This is a genomic window from Chromobacterium sp. ASV23, assembly GCF_016428945.1.
Classification (GTDB): Bacteria; Pseudomonadota; Gammaproteobacteria; order Burkholderiales; family Chromobacteriaceae; genus Chromobacterium; species Chromobacterium sinusclupearum.
Genome location: NZ_JAELTR010000026.1, coordinates 1 through 17,407, shown reverse-complemented (window position 1 = coordinate 17,407; position 17,407 = coordinate 1). Strand labels below are relative to the sequence as shown.

Annotated in this window: 21 protein-coding genes and 1 rRNA gene; 2 read left to right on the top strand and 20 right to left on the bottom strand. The window is 65.9% G+C overall.

Features of this window, described 5'->3' with window-relative positions; all coding sequences use genetic code 11:
• Nucleotides 1-6: 6 nt before the first annotated feature.
• The 18 genes from JHD59_RS12100 to JHD59_RS12015 form a co-directional block, all read right to left on the bottom strand.
• The gene (locus tag JHD59_RS12100) at nucleotides 7-723 is read right to left on the bottom strand and encodes a phage tail protein (protein ID WP_199154417.1); all 717 of its coding nucleotides are present in this window, start codon (nucleotides 721-723) and stop codon (nucleotides 7-9) included.
• Nucleotides 720-1,421: a phage tail protein I gene (locus JHD59_RS12095; RefSeq protein ID WP_103318039.1), complete on the bottom strand. Its 702-nt coding sequence runs from the start codon at nucleotides 1,419-1,421 to the stop codon at nucleotides 720-722. The genes JHD59_RS12100 and JHD59_RS12095 overlap by 4 nt, the downstream gene beginning before the upstream one ends.
• The gene (locus JHD59_RS12090) at nucleotides 1,414-2,577 is read right to left on the bottom strand and encodes a baseplate J/gp47 family protein (RefSeq protein WP_103318037.1); all 1,164 of its coding nucleotides are present in this window, start codon (nucleotides 2,575-2,577) and stop codon (nucleotides 1,414-1,416) included. The genes JHD59_RS12095 and JHD59_RS12090 overlap by 8 nt, the downstream gene beginning before the upstream one ends.
• Before the next feature lie 28 nt (nucleotides 2,578-2,605).
• Nucleotides 2,606-2,998: a GPW/gp25 family protein gene (locus tag JHD59_RS12085; protein ID WP_199154416.1), complete on the bottom strand. Its 393-nt coding sequence runs from the start codon at nucleotides 2,996-2,998 to the stop codon at nucleotides 2,606-2,608.
• A 35-nt stretch (nucleotides 2,999-3,033) separates the two neighbouring features.
• On the bottom strand, nucleotides 3,034-3,771 hold the full coding sequence (locus JHD59_RS12080; protein ID WP_199154415.1) for a phage tail protein I: 738 nt from the start codon (nucleotides 3,769-3,771) through the stop codon (nucleotides 3,034-3,036).
• Between the two features lie 85 nt (nucleotides 3,772-3,856).
• The gene (locus tag JHD59_RS12075; RefSeq protein WP_199154414.1) at nucleotides 3,857-4,498 is read right to left on the bottom strand and encodes a hypothetical protein; all 642 of its coding nucleotides are present in this window, start codon (nucleotides 4,496-4,498) and stop codon (nucleotides 3,857-3,859) included.
• 11 nt (nucleotides 4,499-4,509) lie between these two features.
• Nucleotides 4,510-6,093 carry a phage tail protein gene (locus JHD59_RS12070; RefSeq protein ID WP_199154413.1) on the bottom strand — a complete coding sequence of 528 codons (1,584 nt, stop codon included), beginning with the start codon at nucleotides 6,091-6,093 and terminating at the stop codon, nucleotides 4,510-4,512.
• 42 nt (nucleotides 6,094-6,135) lie between these two features.
• Entirely contained in the window at nucleotides 6,136-6,813 is a 678-nt protein-coding gene (locus JHD59_RS12065) for a phage baseplate assembly protein V (RefSeq protein ID WP_233164049.1), read from the bottom strand.
• Nucleotides 6,810-7,853 (bottom strand): phage late control D family protein, encoded by a 1,044-nt coding sequence (locus JHD59_RS12060; protein ID WP_233164047.1) that lies wholly within the window; start codon nucleotides 7,851-7,853, stop codon nucleotides 6,810-6,812. Before JHD59_RS12060 ends, JHD59_RS12065 begins: the two co-directional genes overlap by 4 nt.
• On the bottom strand, nucleotides 7,850-8,065 hold the full coding sequence (locus JHD59_RS12055; RefSeq protein WP_083341074.1) for a tail protein X: 216 nt from the start codon (nucleotides 8,063-8,065) through the stop codon (nucleotides 7,850-7,852). The genes JHD59_RS12060 and JHD59_RS12055 overlap by 4 nt, the downstream gene beginning before the upstream one ends.
• Nucleotides 8,066-8,068: 3 nt before the next feature.
• Nucleotides 8,069-8,983 carry a phage tail protein gene (locus JHD59_RS12050; RefSeq protein WP_103318027.1) on the bottom strand — a complete coding sequence of 305 codons (915 nt, stop codon included), beginning with the start codon at nucleotides 8,981-8,983 and terminating at the stop codon, nucleotides 8,069-8,071.
• A 30-nt stretch (nucleotides 8,984-9,013) separates the two neighbouring features.
• The gene (locus tag JHD59_RS12045; RefSeq protein ID WP_199154412.1) at nucleotides 9,014-12,136 is read right to left on the bottom strand and encodes a hypothetical protein; all 3,123 of its coding nucleotides are present in this window, start codon (nucleotides 12,134-12,136) and stop codon (nucleotides 9,014-9,016) included.
• Between the two features lie 84 nt (nucleotides 12,137-12,220).
• Entirely contained in the window at nucleotides 12,221-12,361 is a 141-nt protein-coding gene (locus JHD59_RS12040) for a hypothetical protein (protein ID WP_168209604.1), read from the bottom strand.
• A 4-nt stretch (nucleotides 12,362-12,365) separates the two neighbouring features.
• On the bottom strand, nucleotides 12,366-12,629 hold the full coding sequence (locus tag JHD59_RS12035) for a phage tail assembly protein (RefSeq protein ID WP_103318024.1): 264 nt from the start codon (nucleotides 12,627-12,629) through the stop codon (nucleotides 12,366-12,368).
• A 130-nt stretch (nucleotides 12,630-12,759) separates the two neighbouring features.
• Nucleotides 12,760-13,284 (bottom strand): phage major tail tube protein, encoded by a 525-nt coding sequence (locus tag JHD59_RS12030; protein ID WP_043623302.1) that lies wholly within the window; start codon nucleotides 13,282-13,284, stop codon nucleotides 12,760-12,762.
• 2 nt (nucleotides 13,285-13,286) lie between these two features.
• Nucleotides 13,287-14,723 (bottom strand): phage tail sheath subtilisin-like domain-containing protein, encoded by a 1,437-nt coding sequence (locus JHD59_RS12025; RefSeq protein WP_103318022.1) that lies wholly within the window; start codon nucleotides 14,721-14,723, stop codon nucleotides 13,287-13,289.
• 2 nt (nucleotides 14,724-14,725) lie between these two features.
• Nucleotides 14,726-14,929, bottom strand: a complete 204-nt coding sequence (locus JHD59_RS12020; RefSeq protein WP_103318020.1) for a hypothetical protein — start codon at nucleotides 14,927-14,929, stop codon at nucleotides 14,726-14,728.
• Entirely contained in the window at nucleotides 14,926-15,384 is a 459-nt protein-coding gene (locus tag JHD59_RS12015; protein ID WP_158248700.1) for a Gp37 family protein, read from the bottom strand. Before JHD59_RS12015 ends, JHD59_RS12020 begins: the two co-directional genes overlap by 4 nt.
• Nucleotides 15,385-15,612: 228 nt before the next feature.
• Here JHD59_RS12015 and JHD59_RS12010 point away from each other — a divergent pair, with 228 nt between their 5' ends.
• Nucleotides 15,613-15,933 (top strand): Mor transcription activator family protein, encoded by a 321-nt coding sequence (locus JHD59_RS12010; RefSeq protein ID WP_103318016.1) that lies wholly within the window; start codon nucleotides 15,613-15,615, stop codon nucleotides 15,931-15,933.
• A gap of 78 nt (nucleotides 15,934-16,011) precedes the next feature.
• Here JHD59_RS12010 and JHD59_RS12005 read toward each other — a convergent pair whose 3' ends face one another.
• Complete coding sequence (locus tag JHD59_RS12005; RefSeq protein ID WP_103318014.1) at nucleotides 16,012-16,593, bottom strand: hypothetical protein; 582 nt, start codon at nucleotides 16,591-16,593, stop codon at nucleotides 16,012-16,014.
• A 271-nt stretch (nucleotides 16,594-16,864) separates the two neighbouring features.
• On the opposite strand from JHD59_RS12005, the gene JHD59_RS12000 reads away from it, so the two are divergent.
• On the top strand, nucleotides 16,865-17,182 hold the full coding sequence (locus tag JHD59_RS12000; RefSeq protein WP_103318010.1) for a VOC family protein: 318 nt from the start codon (nucleotides 16,865-16,867) through the stop codon (nucleotides 17,180-17,182).
• A 106-nt stretch (nucleotides 17,183-17,288) separates the two neighbouring features.
• On the opposite strand, the gene rrf is transcribed toward JHD59_RS12000, so the two are convergent.
• Nucleotides 17,289-17,403: ribosomal RNA gene (gene rrf / locus JHD59_RS11995) — 5S ribosomal RNA — on the bottom strand.
• Nucleotides 17,404-17,407: the final 4 nt, after the last annotated feature.

Sequence of the window (17,407 nt, the reverse complement as noted above, 5' to 3'; positions counted from 1 at the left end):
TCTCCTTCACTTGGGATTCAAAACGGTATGTTGCAGGGTCAGGCACTGCAGCTGGATCAGCGCTGCCGCCTGTGCGGTGGCCAATTCGGCCAGGTCGTCGCGGTATTGTTGGCCGCGCCGGTCTAGGTTCAGCAAAGCATCGTCGTGGCCGTTCAAGCGGCTGTCATGGCTGGCCAGCCGCTGCTCGGCCTGATCCTGCCGGGCTTGCTGTTGCCGCAGCGCGTCATCGCGCTTGAGGCCGCGCGCCATCTCGTCGATCTGCGCCGCCCCCAGGCTGGCCAGCTCCTCGCCCAATGCCAGATTCAGGCCGGCGCCGGTGGACTGCACGGTGACGCTGTCGGCCGGCACGCCGGACAGGGCCAGGTCGTAGGCCAGGAGCAGCTGCATGCCCGCCTGTTTGTAGGCGAGAACTTGCTGCGGGTCGGACCAGATGGCCAGCGGCTGGCCGCCTTCCAGAATGAAGGCCACCTCGCGTATCCAGAACTCCTTGTCATCATCGGCCAGCGCGGTCAGGTGCAGCTGGCGCGGCCCCACGCTCTGGCCGTCGGCGATGGGATAACGGGCGATCTCATGTTTCAACGCGGTCTGGCCAACATCCGGCGTGTAGCCGGCATCGCCCAGCGCGACATGGGTGATCCTGAGCTGGACGCCGTCGCGGCTGGCCAGCTGGATGGCGGCCAAGCCGCCATCCAGGATCAGGGGAACAAGCGGGTTACTGCTCATCTGCTAGCCTCCATTTTGGCGCGCGCCACGGCCAGCGGCTTCACCGCGTTGGCCAGGCGCAAGATCGAGAAAACCGGTTTGGCCGGCGCCGGGCGGCATGCCGCGTCCAACCGCCGCAATTGCCGGCCTTGCACCGCGCCGGCCCAGCGCAGCGGTTGCGCAAAGGCCGCGCCCAGCTTCAGCCGGTAGGCGCTGCGCGCCGGCTTGACCTGCTCCACCATGCGCCGCAGCCGGCCGTACAGTTCCGGATTCAGCACCACGCGGTCGGCCATCAGATTGGCGTTGGCCCAGGCAGTCAGCTCGAAGGTGTAGCGCGGACCCGGCGGTTGCTGTTGCCACCACTCGCTGACATCCACCGCCACGTCCAGCAGCCGGAACACTTCCTGCAACGCCCAGCGCGTGCCCTTGTAACGGTGCAGCTCAATGGCGCGCTTGATCAGCTCGCGGCGCTGCCGCGCGTTGCGGGCCAGCAGCCAGCCCTCGTCGTTGCCAAGGTGGAACTGCTGCGCCAGCTGCGGCAACAGCTCCTCTTTGACGCTGTCCACCAGGTACACCAGCAGCTCGGCGGCGTCGAAGCGGCCCTGCGTGGCCGGATCGGCGTCGGCGCGCGGCATGCCCAGGCGGCGGGTCAGCTCGGCCAGCGCGGCGAAACGCGCGTCGCCGGCCAGCACGCTCGGGACGATGGCGGCGTCAGCCATTGGCCTGCTCCTTCTGGTCCACGCTGATGCCGTCCGTGCCGTTGACGCAGTGCGCCCAGCCGTGGGCCGGCACTTGCTGGATGGCGGTAGGTTGCTGCAGATCCACCTGATAGACGCCCGGCACCGACAGCACGGCGATCAGCTGCGACGGCACGATGTCCTGCCCCAGCTGTGCCTGCTGCTGCTTTTGATACGCCAGCAGCGCGTCCTTGGCCCGCTGCTTGGTCTGCTGCGCGTCCACGCCCGGATACAGCTTGAGCATGGCCACCACCTGGTAGGAGAACTCCACCGGCTTCAAAACGCTCACCTTGTCGGTCAAGGGGCGCACGCGGTCCGCGCTGCAGGTGTCGTTCACCGCCTTCAAGATGGCGTCGCTGGGCAGGCCATCCGCCACCAGCGGGTACAGCCGCACCTCTCCCGGCGGCACCTGATCGGCCGGCGGCACGCCCACGGATTGCGAGCTGGCGCTGACCACCGCGACATCGACGATGCTTTGGTTGGCTCGCAGGGCATGGTGGCGATAGGCGGCTGCGCTGCCAGCCACGCTGAACGATTCCGGCGCCAGCCGGATGCGCTGCCGCAGCCGCTCGTCGTCCTCGGCGTCGGCGCCGCCGGCGCTGACGTCCACATTGGCCACCGTCACTTTCACGCCCAGGTCATCCACCAGTTGGCTGATCTCGCCCGGCTGATAGCCGTTGCCGGCCAGGCCCGGCAGCTGCGCCACCACGTCCAGCACCACGCTGGACGCCTCCGGCGCCACCACTTGCTGCGCCACGGTCTGGAAGCGGAAGTCGCTGCGGCCCGCCACCTGGGTTTGCGCCGGAATGATCACCTGCTGTTTGCGATCCGGCATGAAGCTGAACTGCACCTTGCAGCGCGCCGGCTGCGCCGGCAGACGGGCCACCCCCACCAGCTCGCCCAGATAATCCAGCATCGGCGCGCGGGCGAAGGCCACCAGGTTTTGCCGACCGGCATCGTTGAAAGCGGCGCGGGTTACGCTCTCGCGGTAGGCGATCAGGTCGATCAGCAGCCGTTCCACCTGGCCCGGATACACGGTCTTGCCGGACTTGTTCTGGTAGGCGGTGATCAGTTCGCTGACAATCTGCTGCGGATCGTCGTCGATAAACTTGGGAAGATCGGTCGTGCTCTGGGTCATGGTTGTTATCCTTGGTGGGGGCCGGCCGTCACAGCCGCAGTTCGGTCTCGCGGATCACGCCGTCGGCCAGCTTCCACTGCGCGATCAGATGCGCGCTGCCGTCGGTATCGATGCTGAACAGCACCCGCTGCAGCTGGATGCGCGGCTCGCCGTACAGCGGATGGCTGATCGCCGCCACCGCCTCGCGCACCACATGCGGCCGGGCGCGGTCGGCCGGGTAGTCCAGGTAGCGGAACAGGTCGCTGCCAAACTCCGGCCGCAGCGGGTCGCTGCCCTTGGGCGTGCCCAGGATGATGCGCAGCGCCTGATGGATGTCGTCCAGGTTCTCCACAATGTCCGGCGCGTCGGCGTCCGGCGTCTGGCCGCGGGGCTGAAGCGCCGGCTGCCAGTGCAGGGATGAGATGTCGGTTAGCTGTGTCATGGCGTCATGGTGCCAAACCGCCGCGGCGGAGGCTTTTAAAGGGCTTTAGAAAAGGAATTGAAGCCGCGCGGCTTCACGGTGACGGTTTCGCGGCATAGCTGGCCGGCGGCCCACTGCAACGGAATCTGGCCGTTCAGCGCGGTCTGCCGAAATGGATAGAGCGTCGTCCGCTCCATCGCCCCTGCCGCTGTCGCCGGATGCCAGGTATTCCCCTGGCTCAGCAGCCGCACGCGGTAGGGATAGACCGTGGCCAGCTCCCCGCCCGCGGCGGTGGAGGCCAGCACCGGCGTCCGCTCATGGCGGGAGAGGCGCAGACTCAGGCCCTCCAGCTGCGAGCGGGCGTTGCCGTACTGCTCAAGCATGCGCCGCAGCGCGTGGTAGGTCGGTTCGGTCAGACCGTTGGCAGACAGATCGAGGTCGATGCGGAAGCGGTACTGTTCGCCCTGGTACTCGAACCATTCGCTGATCCTGCCGTTCACGCCCAGCGTGGCCAGCACCTGGCGCAAGGCCCAGCGCGTGCCCTTGCTGCGATGCAAGGCGATGGCCTGCTTGATCAGCTCGCGCCGTTGCGACTCGGTTCGCGCCAGCAACCAGCCCTCGTCGCCGGCCACGTGCAGCTGTTCGGCCAGCGCCGGCAGCCACTCGGCCTGCACGCTGTCTATCAGGTAAACCAGAAACGGCGGCAGCGCGATCTGCTGGAAGCGCCGGCTCAGCTCGGCCAGCGGCGACAGCCGGCCATCGCCCGCCAGGATATTGGGGGTGGTGTCGGTCATGGGAGGACTCTGCAGGCGCCGGCCTGGCCATAAAGCGGCGGCTCACGCCGGCGAGGGAGGAAAGGCGCGATGCGCGCCCTGGGGATCAGCGAGAGAACAGCTTCAGCGGCGAGCGCCACAGGCTGGTTTTGGCCGCAGCTTCAGCGGGGATGGCGCCAGCAGGAGCGCCCGCCGCCAGCGCCTGCAAAGCGGCCAGCGCGCTGTCTGCCGCGGTCTGGACTGCATCCAGACTCGTCGCGTTGCGCACCGCCTCCTTGGCTTTCAACCGGACGGCGCGGATGGCCGCCAGCGCCTGTTCCGCCGCCATGGCCTTGGCCAGGATGCCATCGGCCGCGTCCTTGCCGGACAGGCCCTTGGCGTCCGCCCAGGCCTGCACGCCGGCCGGCGCGTCGCCCTTGTAGCCGGCATCTTTATACGCCTGGGCCTCGGCGGCCGCCTGCCGGTATTCTATCTGACGCACAGCACTGCCCTGCAGACTCAAGCCAGCCTCATCGGCCGCGCCGTCAAGTTGCTGCAGCGCCCGCTCCTGGACTTGCTGCAGGCTTGGCGTGGGCGCGGGCACCACCGCCAGCGAGCCGTTGACCCACTCCAGCGTGTCTTCGGCGTTCCTCCTCATCGCGCGCTCGTATTCTTCGGCGGTGATCGCCACCAGATCGGCTGGCAGATCCTCCGCCGCGTAATTCAATTCCTCGGGATAAAAGCGGCCCGTCGTCTTGCTGAATCTCATAACTTCTCCACTCAATGTCCGATTACGAAAAACCGATAGGCCGTAGTCGTATACGTGGTGGCGGAACCGTTGAAAGTCCCCCCACACAAAGTGATGGTGTTTTTATCTCCGCCAATCAGGCCGACACTGTGTATGCCGCCACCGGCATCAGTGGCGACGCCTTGCAGAAAACCGTTCGGAAACGGGATGGCCAGGTTGATCTTGTCGTTATTGCCAGTCCCCCCGGACCAGATGCCCCATTGCAGAATCAATGGATCCGGATCCCCTGGGTAGGCCGGCAGCAACCGGTAACCATTCTCTTTGGTAGAAACCGGTGTTCTCTCGCTGGCGGAAACAATGACCCAGTTGTAGGAATCGGACACCAGCTGCAATACACCATTCTGCGGAATGTCCCGGGAGGCCAGGCCGGAGCCACCAGCCGGACCATAGAACACCCCGGCAGACGTCTTCACCGTCACCATTCCGGTGGTGTTGTTCCAGATCAGGAACTGCCCGCCACCTACGTCGCTCGCTCCACCCTGCGGCGAGGGCAGCGTAATCGCGTATCCCCCCGTTCCGGTACAGGTAACGAACGACCCCAAATCGGCCTGCGCCAAAACGGCAACCCCACTCAATTGCACTGTCTTTTGATAATTGCCAATCGCCTGCCGTACAAACTCGGTGGTGGCAGGCGCGGCGGAGCGGTCAAACTGCGGCGGCGTACCCGGATTGCAACCACCCACCACCTGTCCCCGCGCGTTGACCGTGACGCTGCGATATGTGCCGGCCGCCACGCCGGTATTGCCGGCAAGCAGCGTGAAGGCCAGCGCCGATGTGCCCAGAACGATCGGCGACGGCGTCGTCAGCTGCCAAATCGCCCCGCCGTTAACCGCCCCCTGCTCCACCGCCACGAACAGGCCCGGCGTCACTTCCATGCTGGCGTTGGCGTCCGCCGCGCGCGTCCAATTGCCGGCGCCGGCCACATAGATGCCGTTGTCGGCGCCATTGGCCTGGTTCTTGACCAGGACCCGGTCGCCTGCCTGCAGCGCCACGCCGTCGACCGTTTGCAACCCGGCCAGCACGATGGCGGCCGTGGTGGCGGCGCGCACCGAAGGCTTGCCGTCCAGCTTGGCCAGTTCCTCGGCGATGCGCTGGTCCACTGTGGCGCGGGTGGCGAGAACCACGCTGGGGTCCACCTGCAGCGTTACCGCCGCGGCGTTGGACACCTCCATGATCAGCCGCACGTACAGCTGCTTGTTGGCGCCGTCGGCCAGCACCGGCTTGTAGCTTTCCGGGAATTTGCCGACGGCGATCAGCGCGCCGTCGGCGTCGAACACGCCGACTTCGCGGATGGTGAAGCCGCCCACCTCGTCCGGGATCACCAGCTCGGCGATGATCCAGTTGGGATTCTGCGGATCGGTGGACAGATTGTTCAGCGGCGCGCGCCACACTTCATGCTTCAACGCGGCCTGCGCTTCGCTGGGGGTGTAGTAGCCGCCGTTGTCGCCGTCGCCCACCGCCATATGGGTAAGCTTGAGCGGCGCACCGCCGGTGGAGGCCGCCGCCAGCTTGTTCTTGCCGACGGCGGTGAGGAGAGTGAAAAAGTCGTTGCTCATAGGGTTTCCATTGAGAAGGAAAGGAATCAATGCCGCCCCGGCTTACAGCGGCGGGCTGGTCGGGCCGTGCGCGCCCATGTGGTTGTGACCCACCAGGCTCTTGCCGCTGGCGATCACATCGCCGCTGACGTTGACGCTGCCGCTCACCGTGGCCCCGCCGCCGCCGGACACCGCCAGGCCGCCCTGGCCGGTGATCGCGCCCTGCACGGTCAGCGTGCCGCTGATCTCGGTGGCCGGGGCTTTGATGCTGACCTTGCTTCCCGCTTTGACGGTGACCGTCTGGCCGCCGTCTATGGTGACGCTGGAAGCCGCCTTGATCAGCACGTCGGCCTGAGTATCCACCACCACATGCTTGACCCCGCCATTGACGGTCAGCTGGTTCTGCTGCCGGTCGTATTCCAGCACCGCGCCGTCGCCGAAGCGGCGCTGCCATTTTTCGGCGCTTTTCACCGGCACCGCGTCCTGCTCGGAATAAATGGCGCCCAGCACCACGCCGTCCTCGCCGCGCGCGTCCAGCAGCACCGCCACCTGCTCGCCGATATCGGGCAGCCAGTAGTCCTTGTCTTTCAGGGTTTTGCGGCTCAATACCGGCAGCCAGGCGGTCAGCAGCTGGCCCAGCTCCGGCAGCCGCACCCGCACGCGCTGGCTGTCCGGGTCTTGCTCCGCCACGCTGCCGAACTTCAATGTCGCCAGCGCGTCGGGCAACGATACGTCGTTCATGCCGCCCCCTTGTCCGCGGGCGCCACCCGCTTCAGTTCCAGTTCACACAAATAGCCCTCCTGCCGCGACAGCCGGTGACGAGCCTGCTCGATCAAATAGCGGCCGGACAGCTTGCCGAAGCCAGCCAGGTCCACATTGCGGCCGGCGGCCAGCTGCGGCGCGCCGTCCACGGTGATGAACATGGAGGTCCGCGCCAGCTGGCGCTTCTCCATCTCCGCCTTGGCCTGCAGCTCGGCCTGCAGCTTGCCGCCGGACTTGCGCGTCAGCTTCACCACGTCGGCGCTGCTGGCCTTGCCGCCGGGCGCGCGCGCGTCCGCCGCGGCCCGCGCCGTCTGCAGCGCGCGCTTGTTCGGATCGTGGTAGCTCACCTCCACCGCGCTGGGCACTTGCGACAGCTGATCGCGCGCGCGCCAGCTGATCAGGTCGGCCGGGGTGAAGCGCTTCACGCTGGCGGAATCGATCAGGTCGCCGCGCTTCCAGAACACCAGCTTGCGGTTGTTGTCGATCACCTTGCAGATGTAGCCGTAGTGGCTGGCCACCCGCTGCAGGAAAGCCAGATCGGTTTCGTGGTATTGGGTGAGCCGGTCGATGTCCACGCCGTCGATCTTGCCCTGCAGCGTCATGCCGTTGCGGCGGGCGATGCGCTGCGCCAGGTCTTGCAGCGTCAGCTTGTCGTAGGCCTGGCCCTGGCGGGTGCGCAGCGGATGCTGCACCCCGGTGGCCAGCGCACGGATGCGGACCACGGACGGCGGCGCGCTGTACTCCACCTCGTCGATATCGAAACTGCCCAGCGCCGCCAGCGCCGCGCCGCGGTAGCCCAGCTTGAAATCCAGCGTGGCGCCCTTGTCCGGGTACCAGCCGTTCAGCCAGCGGCCGTCGCTGTCTTCCAGCTCCACTTCCAACTCGTCCGATTCGCCGCTCAGGTGGTCGGTGTAGCTGATGTTCAGCGCGTAGCGGGCGATGTCGGCGGTGATGGACTGCCCGTTGTAAGCCAGCTCGAACACCGGCGTCGCCACGTCCTGTATGCGGCTGTCCATCATGGCCGCCTCCAGGGCGGCAGTTGGTCGACGGCGGCGCTGTCCTGCGCCTCCAGCAGCGGGATGGCCAGCTGCAGGCCGGCCGGCAGCGTCTCGCTGATCGGCGCCTGCGGGTTGGCGGCGATCAGCATCACCATCTGCCCCACGTCGCCGTAGTACTGCCAGGCGATGTGGTCCCAGCGATCGCCTTCCTTGCAGGTATGCTTGAGAAACATGATTCACTCCAGAATGCTGCGCACCGCCGCCCGCGCGGCCAGCTTCGCCAGCGCCAGATCGCGGTCCGGCCAGTTGTTGTCGATGTCGCGTATGGTGTCGGCCGCCTGTCCCAGCTTGTCGGCGACGTTGTCCAAGGTGCAGCCCTCCAGCGAGCGCGCCATGGCGGTGATTTGCTGGCCCATCTTTTGAAATTGCGGAACCAGCGGCTTGATGGTGTCAGCCAGATGGGAAAACGGCTGGATGAAGGTTTTCAGTCGGCCCACACCCTGCGACAGGCCGGGCAGCGCCGTCTGCACGTCGGTCAGCACGTCGGGCACCCGTCCCAGCGCGGACAAGGGGTCGCGCCGCGCCAGGTCTTTCAGTTCGCGCACGTCGTTCACCACGGTCCGCACCTGGCCGACCACGGTCTTGACCTGCGACACCGCCTGCGCCAGCCCCTGCAGATTGGGCTTGAAGCCGGCGCCGGCCAGCGTCTGCGACAACTTGGCCTGCGGCAAGCCGCTGACCGTGCCCAGCAGGCCGGGCCGCGGCGCAGGGGCCAGCTGGCCGCCGAATTCGCGCAAGGACAGCTGCGCCTCCACCGCCAACAGATTGCCCTTGCTGTCGCTCTGCCGGCCGCTGCTGCTCAGGTCGGTGATCACGAACAGGCCCTTGTGGTCGCCGTTGCCCAGCACCAGCGCCAGCGCCTGATGCTGCTGCCGCGCCGCATGCAGCCGCTGCAGCTCGGCATCCGGCTGGCAGTAGGCGGCATGCAGCACCAGATCGATGCGGATCTCGTCCAGCCGGTCGCCGACGAACTGCAGCACCGGCTTGCCGCCGATGCGGCCGTGTTCGGCGTAGTCGCTGCCGGCGCGTTGTTCCAGGCCGTCGAAATAGCTGATCAGGTCGAACTCGATGTCACCCAGTACTGCGTACATCGTTTGCTCCTTTGTTCATGGCTAGGCTCCTCAACCGCGCGCGGCATAGCTGCGGCGCTGGCGGTCGGACTCGTAGCGGCGCATCAGCCGCTCGAACTCGGCGAACGACAGCTGCATCGCCTCCTGCACCTGTTGCTTGACGCCCTGCGCGCCGCCGCTGATGGTGATCTGCGGCGAGAAGGTGATATGGAAGATGGCCGCCGCCGGCGCCGGCTTGGCCGGTTTCGATGTGTTGGCCACCGCCTGCTGAATGCGCTGTAGCTGCTGGGCCTGCCGGTCCTGCGCGCGGGCGCGGTCCCGGACGGGCATGGGCTTGGCCGGCGCGGCCGGTTTCCTCGCAACCGGTTTGAGGGCAGCCGCCGGCTTGAGCGAGGCGGGCTTGGCCGGGACGATGGACTGGGGCCGCGCGACAGGCTTGGGAACGGCCACCGGCTTGGTCGACAGCGCATGCTTGGCGAACAGCGCGCCGGCCTTTTCGCCCAGCCACTCGCCGCCCGTCTGCCCCAGCCAGCTGCCGGCCTGCTGGCCGATGAACGCGCCGACCGGGCCCAGCACGCTGCCTATCGCCGCGCCCGCCGCGCCGCCGGCCACCGAACCCGCCGCTCCCCCCAGCGCCTTGCCATAGGCCGCCGACTTGGCCTGCGGACTCTGCCGGGACTGGCGGATTTCCGCCAGGTCCGCGCCCAGGCTGGCGATATCGCCCAGCGCCCCCATCCGTTTCAGCGCGCCTTTGGCCAGTCCGCGCGCGCCGCCCATGGACTTGAGCGCGCCGTCGCCGGACTTGAGCAACTTGCCTTCGGCCAACAACGTTTTGCTCTTGCCCAGGCTCCTGGTGACGCGCGCCTCCTTCAGCGCCGCGCCGCGTTGGGCAAGCGGCTTCGCCGCGGTTTTGGGTGTGGATTTGGCCGCGGCCTTGCCGCCGCTCGTCTTGCGGCCGGACTGCTTGCCGGGTTTGCCGGCGTCCTCATCTTCCAGGTCGTTCTTCAGGAAGCTGACGCCAGCCGCCAACAGCCGCTTGGGCAGGCTGCCCTTGGTCTGGCGGAAGCGCTTGAGGGCCGAGCCGGTGCGGCCCAGGTATTCCGCTGCCGTCGAGCTGTAGTCTTCCGCCTTGTCCAGCCAGGCCAGGGCGCGATCGGTATCCGGCAGACGGTTGCCCAGCAAAGGATTGAGTTTGGCGCGCGCCTGTTCATACCGCTTGCGGCCAGTCTCGGTGCGCAAGACCTTGGCCGCGCCGCCAGTCAGTTTCTCGCTCAGCTCGCTGCCGCGTTTCAGGGTGCCGGTGGCGTGAATGACCTTGTCCAACAGCGAGGCGGTCGCGGCCGACTTCTCCCTGGCCTGCGCAAGCGCCTTGCCCGGCTTGGTCCGGCTCGCCGGTTTCCCAACCTGCGCGGTGGCGTGGCCAGCCTGTTGTCGGCGGGCCGATGGAGACGTCTTTTTCTTGGACGGAGCCGTCGCTTTGCTGGGTGTGTCGCGCCGCGCCGATGGATTCGTCTGTTTCTTGCTTGCGCCAAGCGCCTTACCCGGCTTGGTCTTGACAGATGCTGAGGCGGCCTTCCGCTTAGCCTCGGCTACCGCCGCGCCGCGCTTGGCTTTGCCCGCCGCTGGGCTGCGCTTCTGCTTGTCCGCCTTCCTGTCCCCGGTTGCGGCGTCCGCTTCATCGTCCTTCAGGAAGGCCACGCCGGCGGCCAATAGCCGCTTGGCCGTGCTGCCCTGGGTGTCTCGGTAGGCTTTCAACGCCGTGCCGGTGCGGCCCAGGTAGTCCGCCGCCTTGCCGCTGTAGTCCTCGGCTTTGTCCAGCCAGGACAAGACGCGCTCGGTGTCGGGCAGTCTATTGCCCAGTACCGGGTTCAGCTTGGCCCGCGCCGCTTCGTAGACTTTGCGGCCCATGTCGGTGCGCAGGGCCTTGGCCGCGCCGCCGGTCAGCTTTTCGCTGATCTCGCTGACTTTCTTCAGCTGCTCGGTCGCGTCTATGGCCTTGTCCAGCCAGCCGTCGGATTCGCTTTCCTGCCGCTTCAGCTCGGCCACGGCCTCGCCGGGACGGCTCTTGCCGCCGGGCTTGGCGGACGATTTTTTCTTGGTTTGGGCGCTGTCGCGCTTGCCGGAGGCTTTGCCTTCCGCCTTGGCGTCAGCCTTTTTGTCTCCGGCAGCCGCGTCCGCCTCGTCGTCTTTCAGGAAGGCCACGCCGGCGGCCAATAGCCGCTTGGCCGTGCTGCCCTGAGTGTCGCGATACGCCTTCAGCGCCTCGCCGGTGCGGCCCAGGTAGTCCGCCGCCTTGCCGCTGTAGTCCTCGGCCTTGTCCAGCAGGGGCAAGACGCGCGCGGTGTCGGGCAGTCTATTACCCAGTACCGGGTTCAGTTTGGCCCGCGCCGCTTCGTAGACTTTGCGGCCCAGGTCGGTGCGGAGGGCCTTGGCCGCGCCGCCGGTCAGCTTTTCGCTGATCTCGCTGACTTGCTTCAGCTTCTCGGTCGCGTCTATGGCCTTGTCCAGCCAACCGCCTGCTTCGCTTTTCTGCCGCTTCAGCTCGGCCACGGCCTCGCCGGGCTTGGCGGACTCAGAAGCGCGGATCGACGTCTGCCGGGTGGGCAAGCGGTTTTTGTCGAGTGATGATGATGAGGAGGAAGGGGAGGAGGCGGAACGAGGCGCGTCGCCGGCGGCATCGCTGTCGCCGCCTTTGCGCTCGCCGTGCTTGCCGCCGCGCTGTACCGGCCGCTGCCAGTCGGCCGACGGCATGTCGCGCTGGGTCTTGTCCTGGTCGCGCCGCTGCCGTTCCACCTTCTCTTCCACCAGGCGGATGACGGCGCTAAGCCGGACCGAGGCCAAAAGCTCGATCCGGCGGGTCTGCTGCAGACGCAGGACGGATTGCAGCGTTTGTCCGCGCCGCAAGCTGGCCTGCCACGCCTCGTGCTGGCGGGTCAGCCGCCCCAAGGAGGACTCCAGCTGGCGGTGCTGGCTCTCCAGCCTGGCCAGATCCAGTCCGGCGTAGGCCTGGCGGGTCCGTTCGACATTGCCGGCCAGATCCTTCTGCGCATCGTTGAGGCGCAGGCTGCACTTGCGCAGTTCGTCCAGCGCAGCGCGGGCGGAGCGGAAGGCATTGTCGAAGACCCCGGACAGCGTCGCGCCCACCTTAAGACCGATGAAAAACTCGCTTACCATGGTGTGTGCCTGTGATGGGGAAAGAAAGGGGCGGCCGGCCCCGGCCCGGCTTGCAGACGGCGGCCGACCAGAAAGATGGGGGAATCAGATAGCGTCCAACAGTTGCTGCTGACGCTCGCTGCGGCGCTGGACTTCGCGTTCGGCCACTTCGCACCAGAACCAGTAATCGTCCATGGCCAAGGCGTCGATTTCCGACGGCGGCAGGCCCAGCACCGTCAGCAGCACCTCGTCAAACGCTCTGAGCGTGCTCGGTTCCGCCCACCATGTCGCGAAAGCTGTCCGCCAGGGCGCGGCTGTCGGCGATGTCCAGTTGGTCGATGTCTTCCAGCGTCAGGCCGGTCATGCGGGCGAACAGGAAGTCTTCTTGGTCGGCGTCGTCCTGGCTGTGCTGGCTGGCAGCCTTCAGGTCGGCGCGCTTCAGGCGGCGGATGTCCAGCACTTCGATGCGTTGGCCGGCGGCATTGGTGAACGGGTATTGCAGCTTGATTTGCATGATGTTTCCTTGAAGCGGGTTGGGAATGCCGTCATTGTCCGGCTTCCGGAATGCGGGGTATGCGAAAGCGATTTAGGAAGCGGCTTTAAAACCTCCCGCAGGGCAAACCCGCGGGAGGCGTCAGCCAGCCTTAGCCGCCGATGTTCTGACGGTACAGTTCCAGCATGTCGTTGCCGGCCACGCGGAAGATGTTGGCCATGTAGTCCAGCTCCAGGATGTCCTCGCCGCCGATCACCTGCTTGATGTAGGTGGCGGTGAAGGCGGAGCTGAAATCGGCGTTTTCATGCTGCTTGAAGGTGCCCATCGGGTTCTTCTTGAACATCACCGTCAGGTAGGTCACCAGGCTGACCTGCTGCAGCCGGCCCTGCGAGCCGTAGGTCTCGATATTGGAACGCGCCTGCAGCTGCACGGCCTGGAACGGATTGGCGACGGTCTTGGCCACGTCCTTGTACAGCGAGTTCCACTTGATCTCGCCTTCCAGCTTGTCGAAGCCGGCCGGCAGCTCGATCTTGCCGACCATGCCCAGCGCCTTGTGCTCCTGCATGATGGCGGCTACGTCCGGCAGCTTGATCTCCTCGGCGCGGCCGAGCAGCGAGTTGCCGTTGATGTAGATGTTGGCGTTGGTGATGCGGTTGATTTCAATCTTGCCGGCCATGATTAGTTGCCTCCTTTCAGGCTGAGCAGGTATTCCGAGGTGATCTCGGTTTCAAAGGTCAGGCGTTCCAGCGGCGGGGCCACGGTGTACTTGTAGCTGATCAGCAAGTGGCCGGAAGACAGCTCGGTGGCCGGGTTGCGCGCCGGATCGAACCAGGCCTTGAAGCCCAGCAGGGCGCCGTCGCCGATCAGCTTGCGGCCGTAGCCGTTCACCGACTCCACCAAGGAATCGATGGTGGCCTGGTCCAGCGGCATATCGATGTACTGCTGGCTGAAGTAGCGGATGGACTCGTTGATCACGTCGCCGGTGCGGCGCACGTTCTCGAAGTTGCGCATGCTGGACACGGTGGGCCAGGCGGCGGTGCGGTTGCCCCACAGGCGGAAGCCGGTGCCCACGCTGTTGAACACGGTGGTGATGCCTTGCGCGTTCAACTGGTTCACTTCGCAGTTCGGATCGTCGATCATCGCCGACAGCGGACGCTCGACGCCGACCACGCCGGCCAGTTCCTGGTTGGAGCTGGACCACCAGAAACCCTTGTCGTTGTCCACTTTGGCGCGCAGGCCGGCCGCGCGGGCCGACAGCGCATCCAGACGCAAGCCGCCGTTGCCGTCAGCCACCATCACGTACGGGTAGCACAGGCGCACGCGGTCGCTGGAGGTGTTGAAGTTGATGGTGCCGTTCGGGCCGCGGCCGGCCAGCGCGTCGGCGAAGGCTGTGCCGATAGGCGCATCGACATAGGCGATGGCGTCCAGGCGATCGGCCGCCGCCGCCAGTTCCGCCGCCACGGTGTTCTGGGTGCAGAAGCCCGGCGCGATCAGGATCTTGGCGAAGAAGCCGAACAGGTTGTAGGTGTCCTGCAGCGCCTTGATGCCGATGCGCTTGCCGGCAGCGTTGACGCCGCCGATGATGTCGGCTGCAGTCACCTTGGTCGGGTCAGCGTAGTCGTAGCTCACCTTCAGGCTGGCGCCAACAGCCATCGCGCCGGTCTTCACGCGGGTCAGCTTGCCGTAGGTCGCGTCCAGCTGGTAGTCGGTGCCGGCCACATAGGTGATGCTGCCGTCCGCGCTCTTCACCACCACATTGGCCACCGCCTGCTTTTGCAGCGCGGCCACGCCGCTGATCGGGTCCAGCGTCACCGCCTCGGCGGCGATGCTGGTCTTGTGCACGGACGGGTCCAGCACGTTGATCACGATCACCGAACCAGCGCCGTGGTCATAGATGGCGCTCAGCGCCTGCGGGATGGTGAAGCCCGGCAGTTGCGGGCCAAAGGCCGCCGCGTCTTTTTCGGACAGGCTCAACACCGGGGCGTTGATGCCGCCCGCCGGAGCTTGCGGCGCGGTGCCGATCAGGCCGATCACGGCCGACTTGACGGTGCGCACCGGGCGCGGGCCGCGCTCCACTTCGATGGTTTCTACGCCATGCAGATAGTTTGCCGCCATGCTTACGCTCCTTGTTCAGCGGTATGGAAAGACGTTGCGACGCTGGCAACGGAAACCGGTTGCGGGTTCAGATAACCCAGCGCCACCAGCGTGCGGGTGTAGTTGTGGTCTTCCGGCATTTCCACTTCCTTGCCGGGAAACAGCATGATTTCCTGGCCGTCGGCCAGGGTGACGCCGCTGATCGGGCCGGAATAGAGATACTTCATGGTTGCTCCTCGAGTGAGACTGCGGTTAGCACAGGCAGGGATTCCGGGGACGCCGCCGTCACCTGCAGGGTGTCGGTGGCCAACGCGATGGCGTAGCGCGCCACCCCATCGCGGTAACCCAGGAAGGTTTCGGACAGCAGCCACGCCGGCTGGCAATCCGGCGGCGCGAAGCCCAGGCAGCTTTGCCGGACAGCGTCCAGCACATCGCCATCCGCCTCTCCGGCGCGGCTCTGGCCGAGCAGAACCGTGATTGTCAACTGCAGGGTGCGCAGTTGGCCGTAGCCGTCGCGCAGCGGACCGAACTGGCTGCCGCGCAGGCACAGCAGGGCTGCGCCTTGCGGGTGCGTCAGCGGATAGTCATCCTCGGCGCCGGCGAAGTACTCGACGGTCAACTGCGGCACGCCGGCACGCAAACGCGCCAACAGCGCGTCGACAATTTGGGAAGTGCTTGCCACAACGGAACTCCAGGACAGGGAAAGGGATGCGCGCAAACGCGCCCGGATCGCCGGCCAGCAAGGCTGCTTGCCGAACGAGGCAGAGAATGCCGGATGGGAGGGGGTGATATCTTGTAGCCGGCTTTAGGAAGTGCGGCACTGACACGGCGCTGACACCGGTCAAAAGGCGTGACGGGAACGGAAATGGAAAAATGGCCGCATTGGATGACATCGCCCGCGGGAGCGCACATGCAAGCACAATTTCGCAGCAAGGGACCGGAACTGCTGACCGACCTGACCGACCACATCGCCTTGGCCTTGCGGCAGCTGGCCAACACCGAGAGCCGCCAGGCGGAAAAGATCGCCCAGGAAATCACCCGCCGCATGGCGCAGCACTGGGGCGGTCAGAACATCTACTTCCCGCTGGGCAAAAGCAGCAAGTCTGCCGAGCGCGACCGCCAGATCCTGCAGGAATTCAATGGCGGCAACCACGCCGAGCTGGCGCTGAAGCACGGCATTTCCGTGCAATGGGTGTACAAGATCCTGAAGAATGCCCGCAAAGCGCAATAAGACTGGCCGCGCCGGCCGCGACCATGCAAAACGCCCGATGGTTTCCCATCGGGCGTTCTAGATGAAAGTGGCAAGCGATCAGCGCGCCGGTTCAATCGATACCGCGGCCGACTCGGTAATCACCGCCACCACTTGGTCTTTCACCGCGATCTCATCCAGCAGTTGCGGATTGCGCACATCCACATCCATCCGTCCGCCATGCGGGCCTTCCAGCGTCACGACGCCATTGGCCCGATCCAGGGCCACGACATTGCTGACCACCGTGCGCCTGCGGCTCTCAGTCACACCAGGCTTGCCGCCTTCCGGCGCTTGCGTCTGCACACTGCCTTCAATGTCCTTGCGTATGTTGTCGCCGCCCTTCTTCAAGGCCAGCGCCAATGCGCTGCGGTAACGGATCCTAACCCGGTCCCCCACCTTCAGCTGCTCCAGATTGCGCACCTCAGGCGAAACCGGAAACTCCAGCACCCAACCCTGGTCGCCCTTGAGCATGACCACGCGTTGGGCAAGATCGATGGCTGCCACTACGCCGCCCGTCTCGCGCTGCTGCACGGCGACATCTGCCGCGACCAGCTGCGCGGGCGACGCATCGGCATGCGCCCAAGTTGCCGTGACAAACATGCCGCTGAACAGCACTGCATAAACTCCGGCTTTGAATCGCATCGCGAGACCTCTGATTAAGAATGGACTCCCATCATACCGCGTCCAAACGCAAAAAACCCCAGCTCATGGAGCTGGGGTTTCTGGTTCGCGTGCGAATCTTCGATTCTCTCAGCAATCCGGCCAGGGCCGCAAAGGCTCCAAGTACGGTATCGAAGACTATCTGGAAATCAAGCACGTATCGCTGAGCCTGTTCAGCGATAGGCAGGATTTCTTCCCCCTCGCCGCTGTCCAAGCAGCGGGGATTTTTTATGACCGCCATTGAGGACGAAGAATGAAATACAACCATATCGGCATACCGACCAGCGGTCGCTTCGACAATGAAATCGATCTGCCGCACTTGAAGATGACGGTCAGCGACCATCAGGACAACGCCTTCGGCATCCAGTGGCAGCGCTACTGGCAGGACGCGCCTTATCCTGAGCTGGTCAAACGGGTGCCCCACATCGCCTTCGAGGTCGATGATCTGGAGAAAGCTCTGGCAGGACACAAGCTGCTGATCGCCCCCAACAGCCCCAGTCCGGGCCTCACCGTCGCCTTCATCGAGGTCAACGGCGCCCCGGTAGAACTGATGCAGTACGGCTCAGATTAAATGTCCGTGCCGTGAACCGGCAGGATTTTCGGGGCGGGTTTCGCGCATTCGGCGCGCGCAAAGCACAAAGCCCAGCTCGTGTGAGCTGGGCTTTGTCTTATGGGGCGTCTGGCGGTGTCCTACTTTCACATGGCGAATGCCACACTATCATCGGCGCTAAGGCGTTTCACGATCCTGTTCGGGATGGGAAGGCGTGGGACCACCTCGCTAAGGCCACCAGACATA

Bases quoted from the DNA above. Each gene is read 5' to 3' on its own strand.
- JHD59_RS12065 (WP_233164049.1), bottom strand. From the start codon at position 6,813: ATGAACGACGTATCGTTGCCCGACGCGCTGGCGACATTGAAGTTCGGC.
- JHD59_RS12035 (WP_103318024.1), bottom strand. From the start codon at position 12,629: ATGCAAATCAAGCTGCAATACCCGTTCACCAATGCCGCCGGCCAACGC.
- JHD59_RS12020 (WP_103318020.1), bottom strand. From the start codon at position 14,929: ATGAAGTATCTCTATTCCGGCCCGATCAGCGGCGTCACCCTGGCCGAC.
- JHD59_RS12050 (WP_103318027.1), bottom strand. From the start codon at position 8,983: ATGTACGCAGTACTGGGTGACATCGAGTTCGACCTGATCAGCTATTTC.
- JHD59_RS12080 (WP_199154415.1), bottom strand. From the start codon at position 3,771: ATGACCGACACCACCCCCAATATCCTGGCGGGCGATGGCCGGCTGTCG.
- JHD59_RS12025 (WP_103318022.1), bottom strand. From the start codon at position 14,723: ATGGCGGCAAACTATCTGCATGGCGTAGAAACCATCGAAGTGGAGCGC.
- JHD59_RS12010 (WP_103318016.1), top strand. From the start codon at position 15,613: ATGCAAGCACAATTTCGCAGCAAGGGACCGGAACTGCTGACCGACCTG.
- JHD59_RS12085 (WP_199154416.1), bottom strand. From the start codon at position 2,998: ATGACACAGCTAACCGACATCTCATCCCTGCACTGGCAGCCGGCGCTT.
- JHD59_RS12000 (WP_103318010.1), top strand. From the start codon at position 16,865: ATGAAATACAACCATATCGGCATACCGACCAGCGGTCGCTTCGACAAT.
- JHD59_RS12100 (WP_199154417.1), bottom strand. From the start codon at position 723: ATGAGCAGTAACCCGCTTGTTCCCCTGATCCTGGATGGCGGCTTGGCC.
- JHD59_RS12075 (WP_199154414.1), bottom strand. From the start codon at position 4,498: ATGAGATTCAGCAAGACGACGGGCCGCTTTTATCCCGAGGAATTGAAT.
- JHD59_RS12055 (WP_083341074.1), bottom strand. From the start codon at position 8,065: ATGTTTCTCAAGCATACCTGCAAGGAAGGCGATCGCTGGGACCACATC.
- JHD59_RS12030 (WP_043623302.1), bottom strand. From the start codon at position 13,284: ATGGCCGGCAAGATTGAAATCAACCGCATCACCAACGCCAACATCTAC.
- JHD59_RS12060 (WP_233164047.1), bottom strand. From the start codon at position 7,853: ATGATGGACAGCCGCATACAGGACGTGGCGACGCCGGTGTTCGAGCTG.
- JHD59_RS12070 (WP_199154413.1), bottom strand. From the start codon at position 6,093: ATGAGCAACGACTTTTTCACTCTCCTCACCGCCGTCGGCAAGAACAAG.
- JHD59_RS12095 (WP_103318039.1), bottom strand. From the start codon at position 1,421: ATGGCTGACGCCGCCATCGTCCCGAGCGTGCTGGCCGGCGACGCGCGT.
- JHD59_RS12045 (WP_199154412.1), bottom strand. From the start codon at position 12,136: ATGGTAAGCGAGTTTTTCATCGGTCTTAAGGTGGGCGCGACGCTGTCC.
- JHD59_RS12090 (WP_103318037.1), bottom strand. From the start codon at position 2,577: ATGACCCAGAGCACGACCGATCTTCCCAAGTTTATCGACGACGATCCG.
- JHD59_RS12005 (WP_103318014.1), bottom strand. From the start codon at position 16,593: ATGCGATTCAAAGCCGGAGTTTATGCAGTGCTGTTCAGCGGCATGTTT.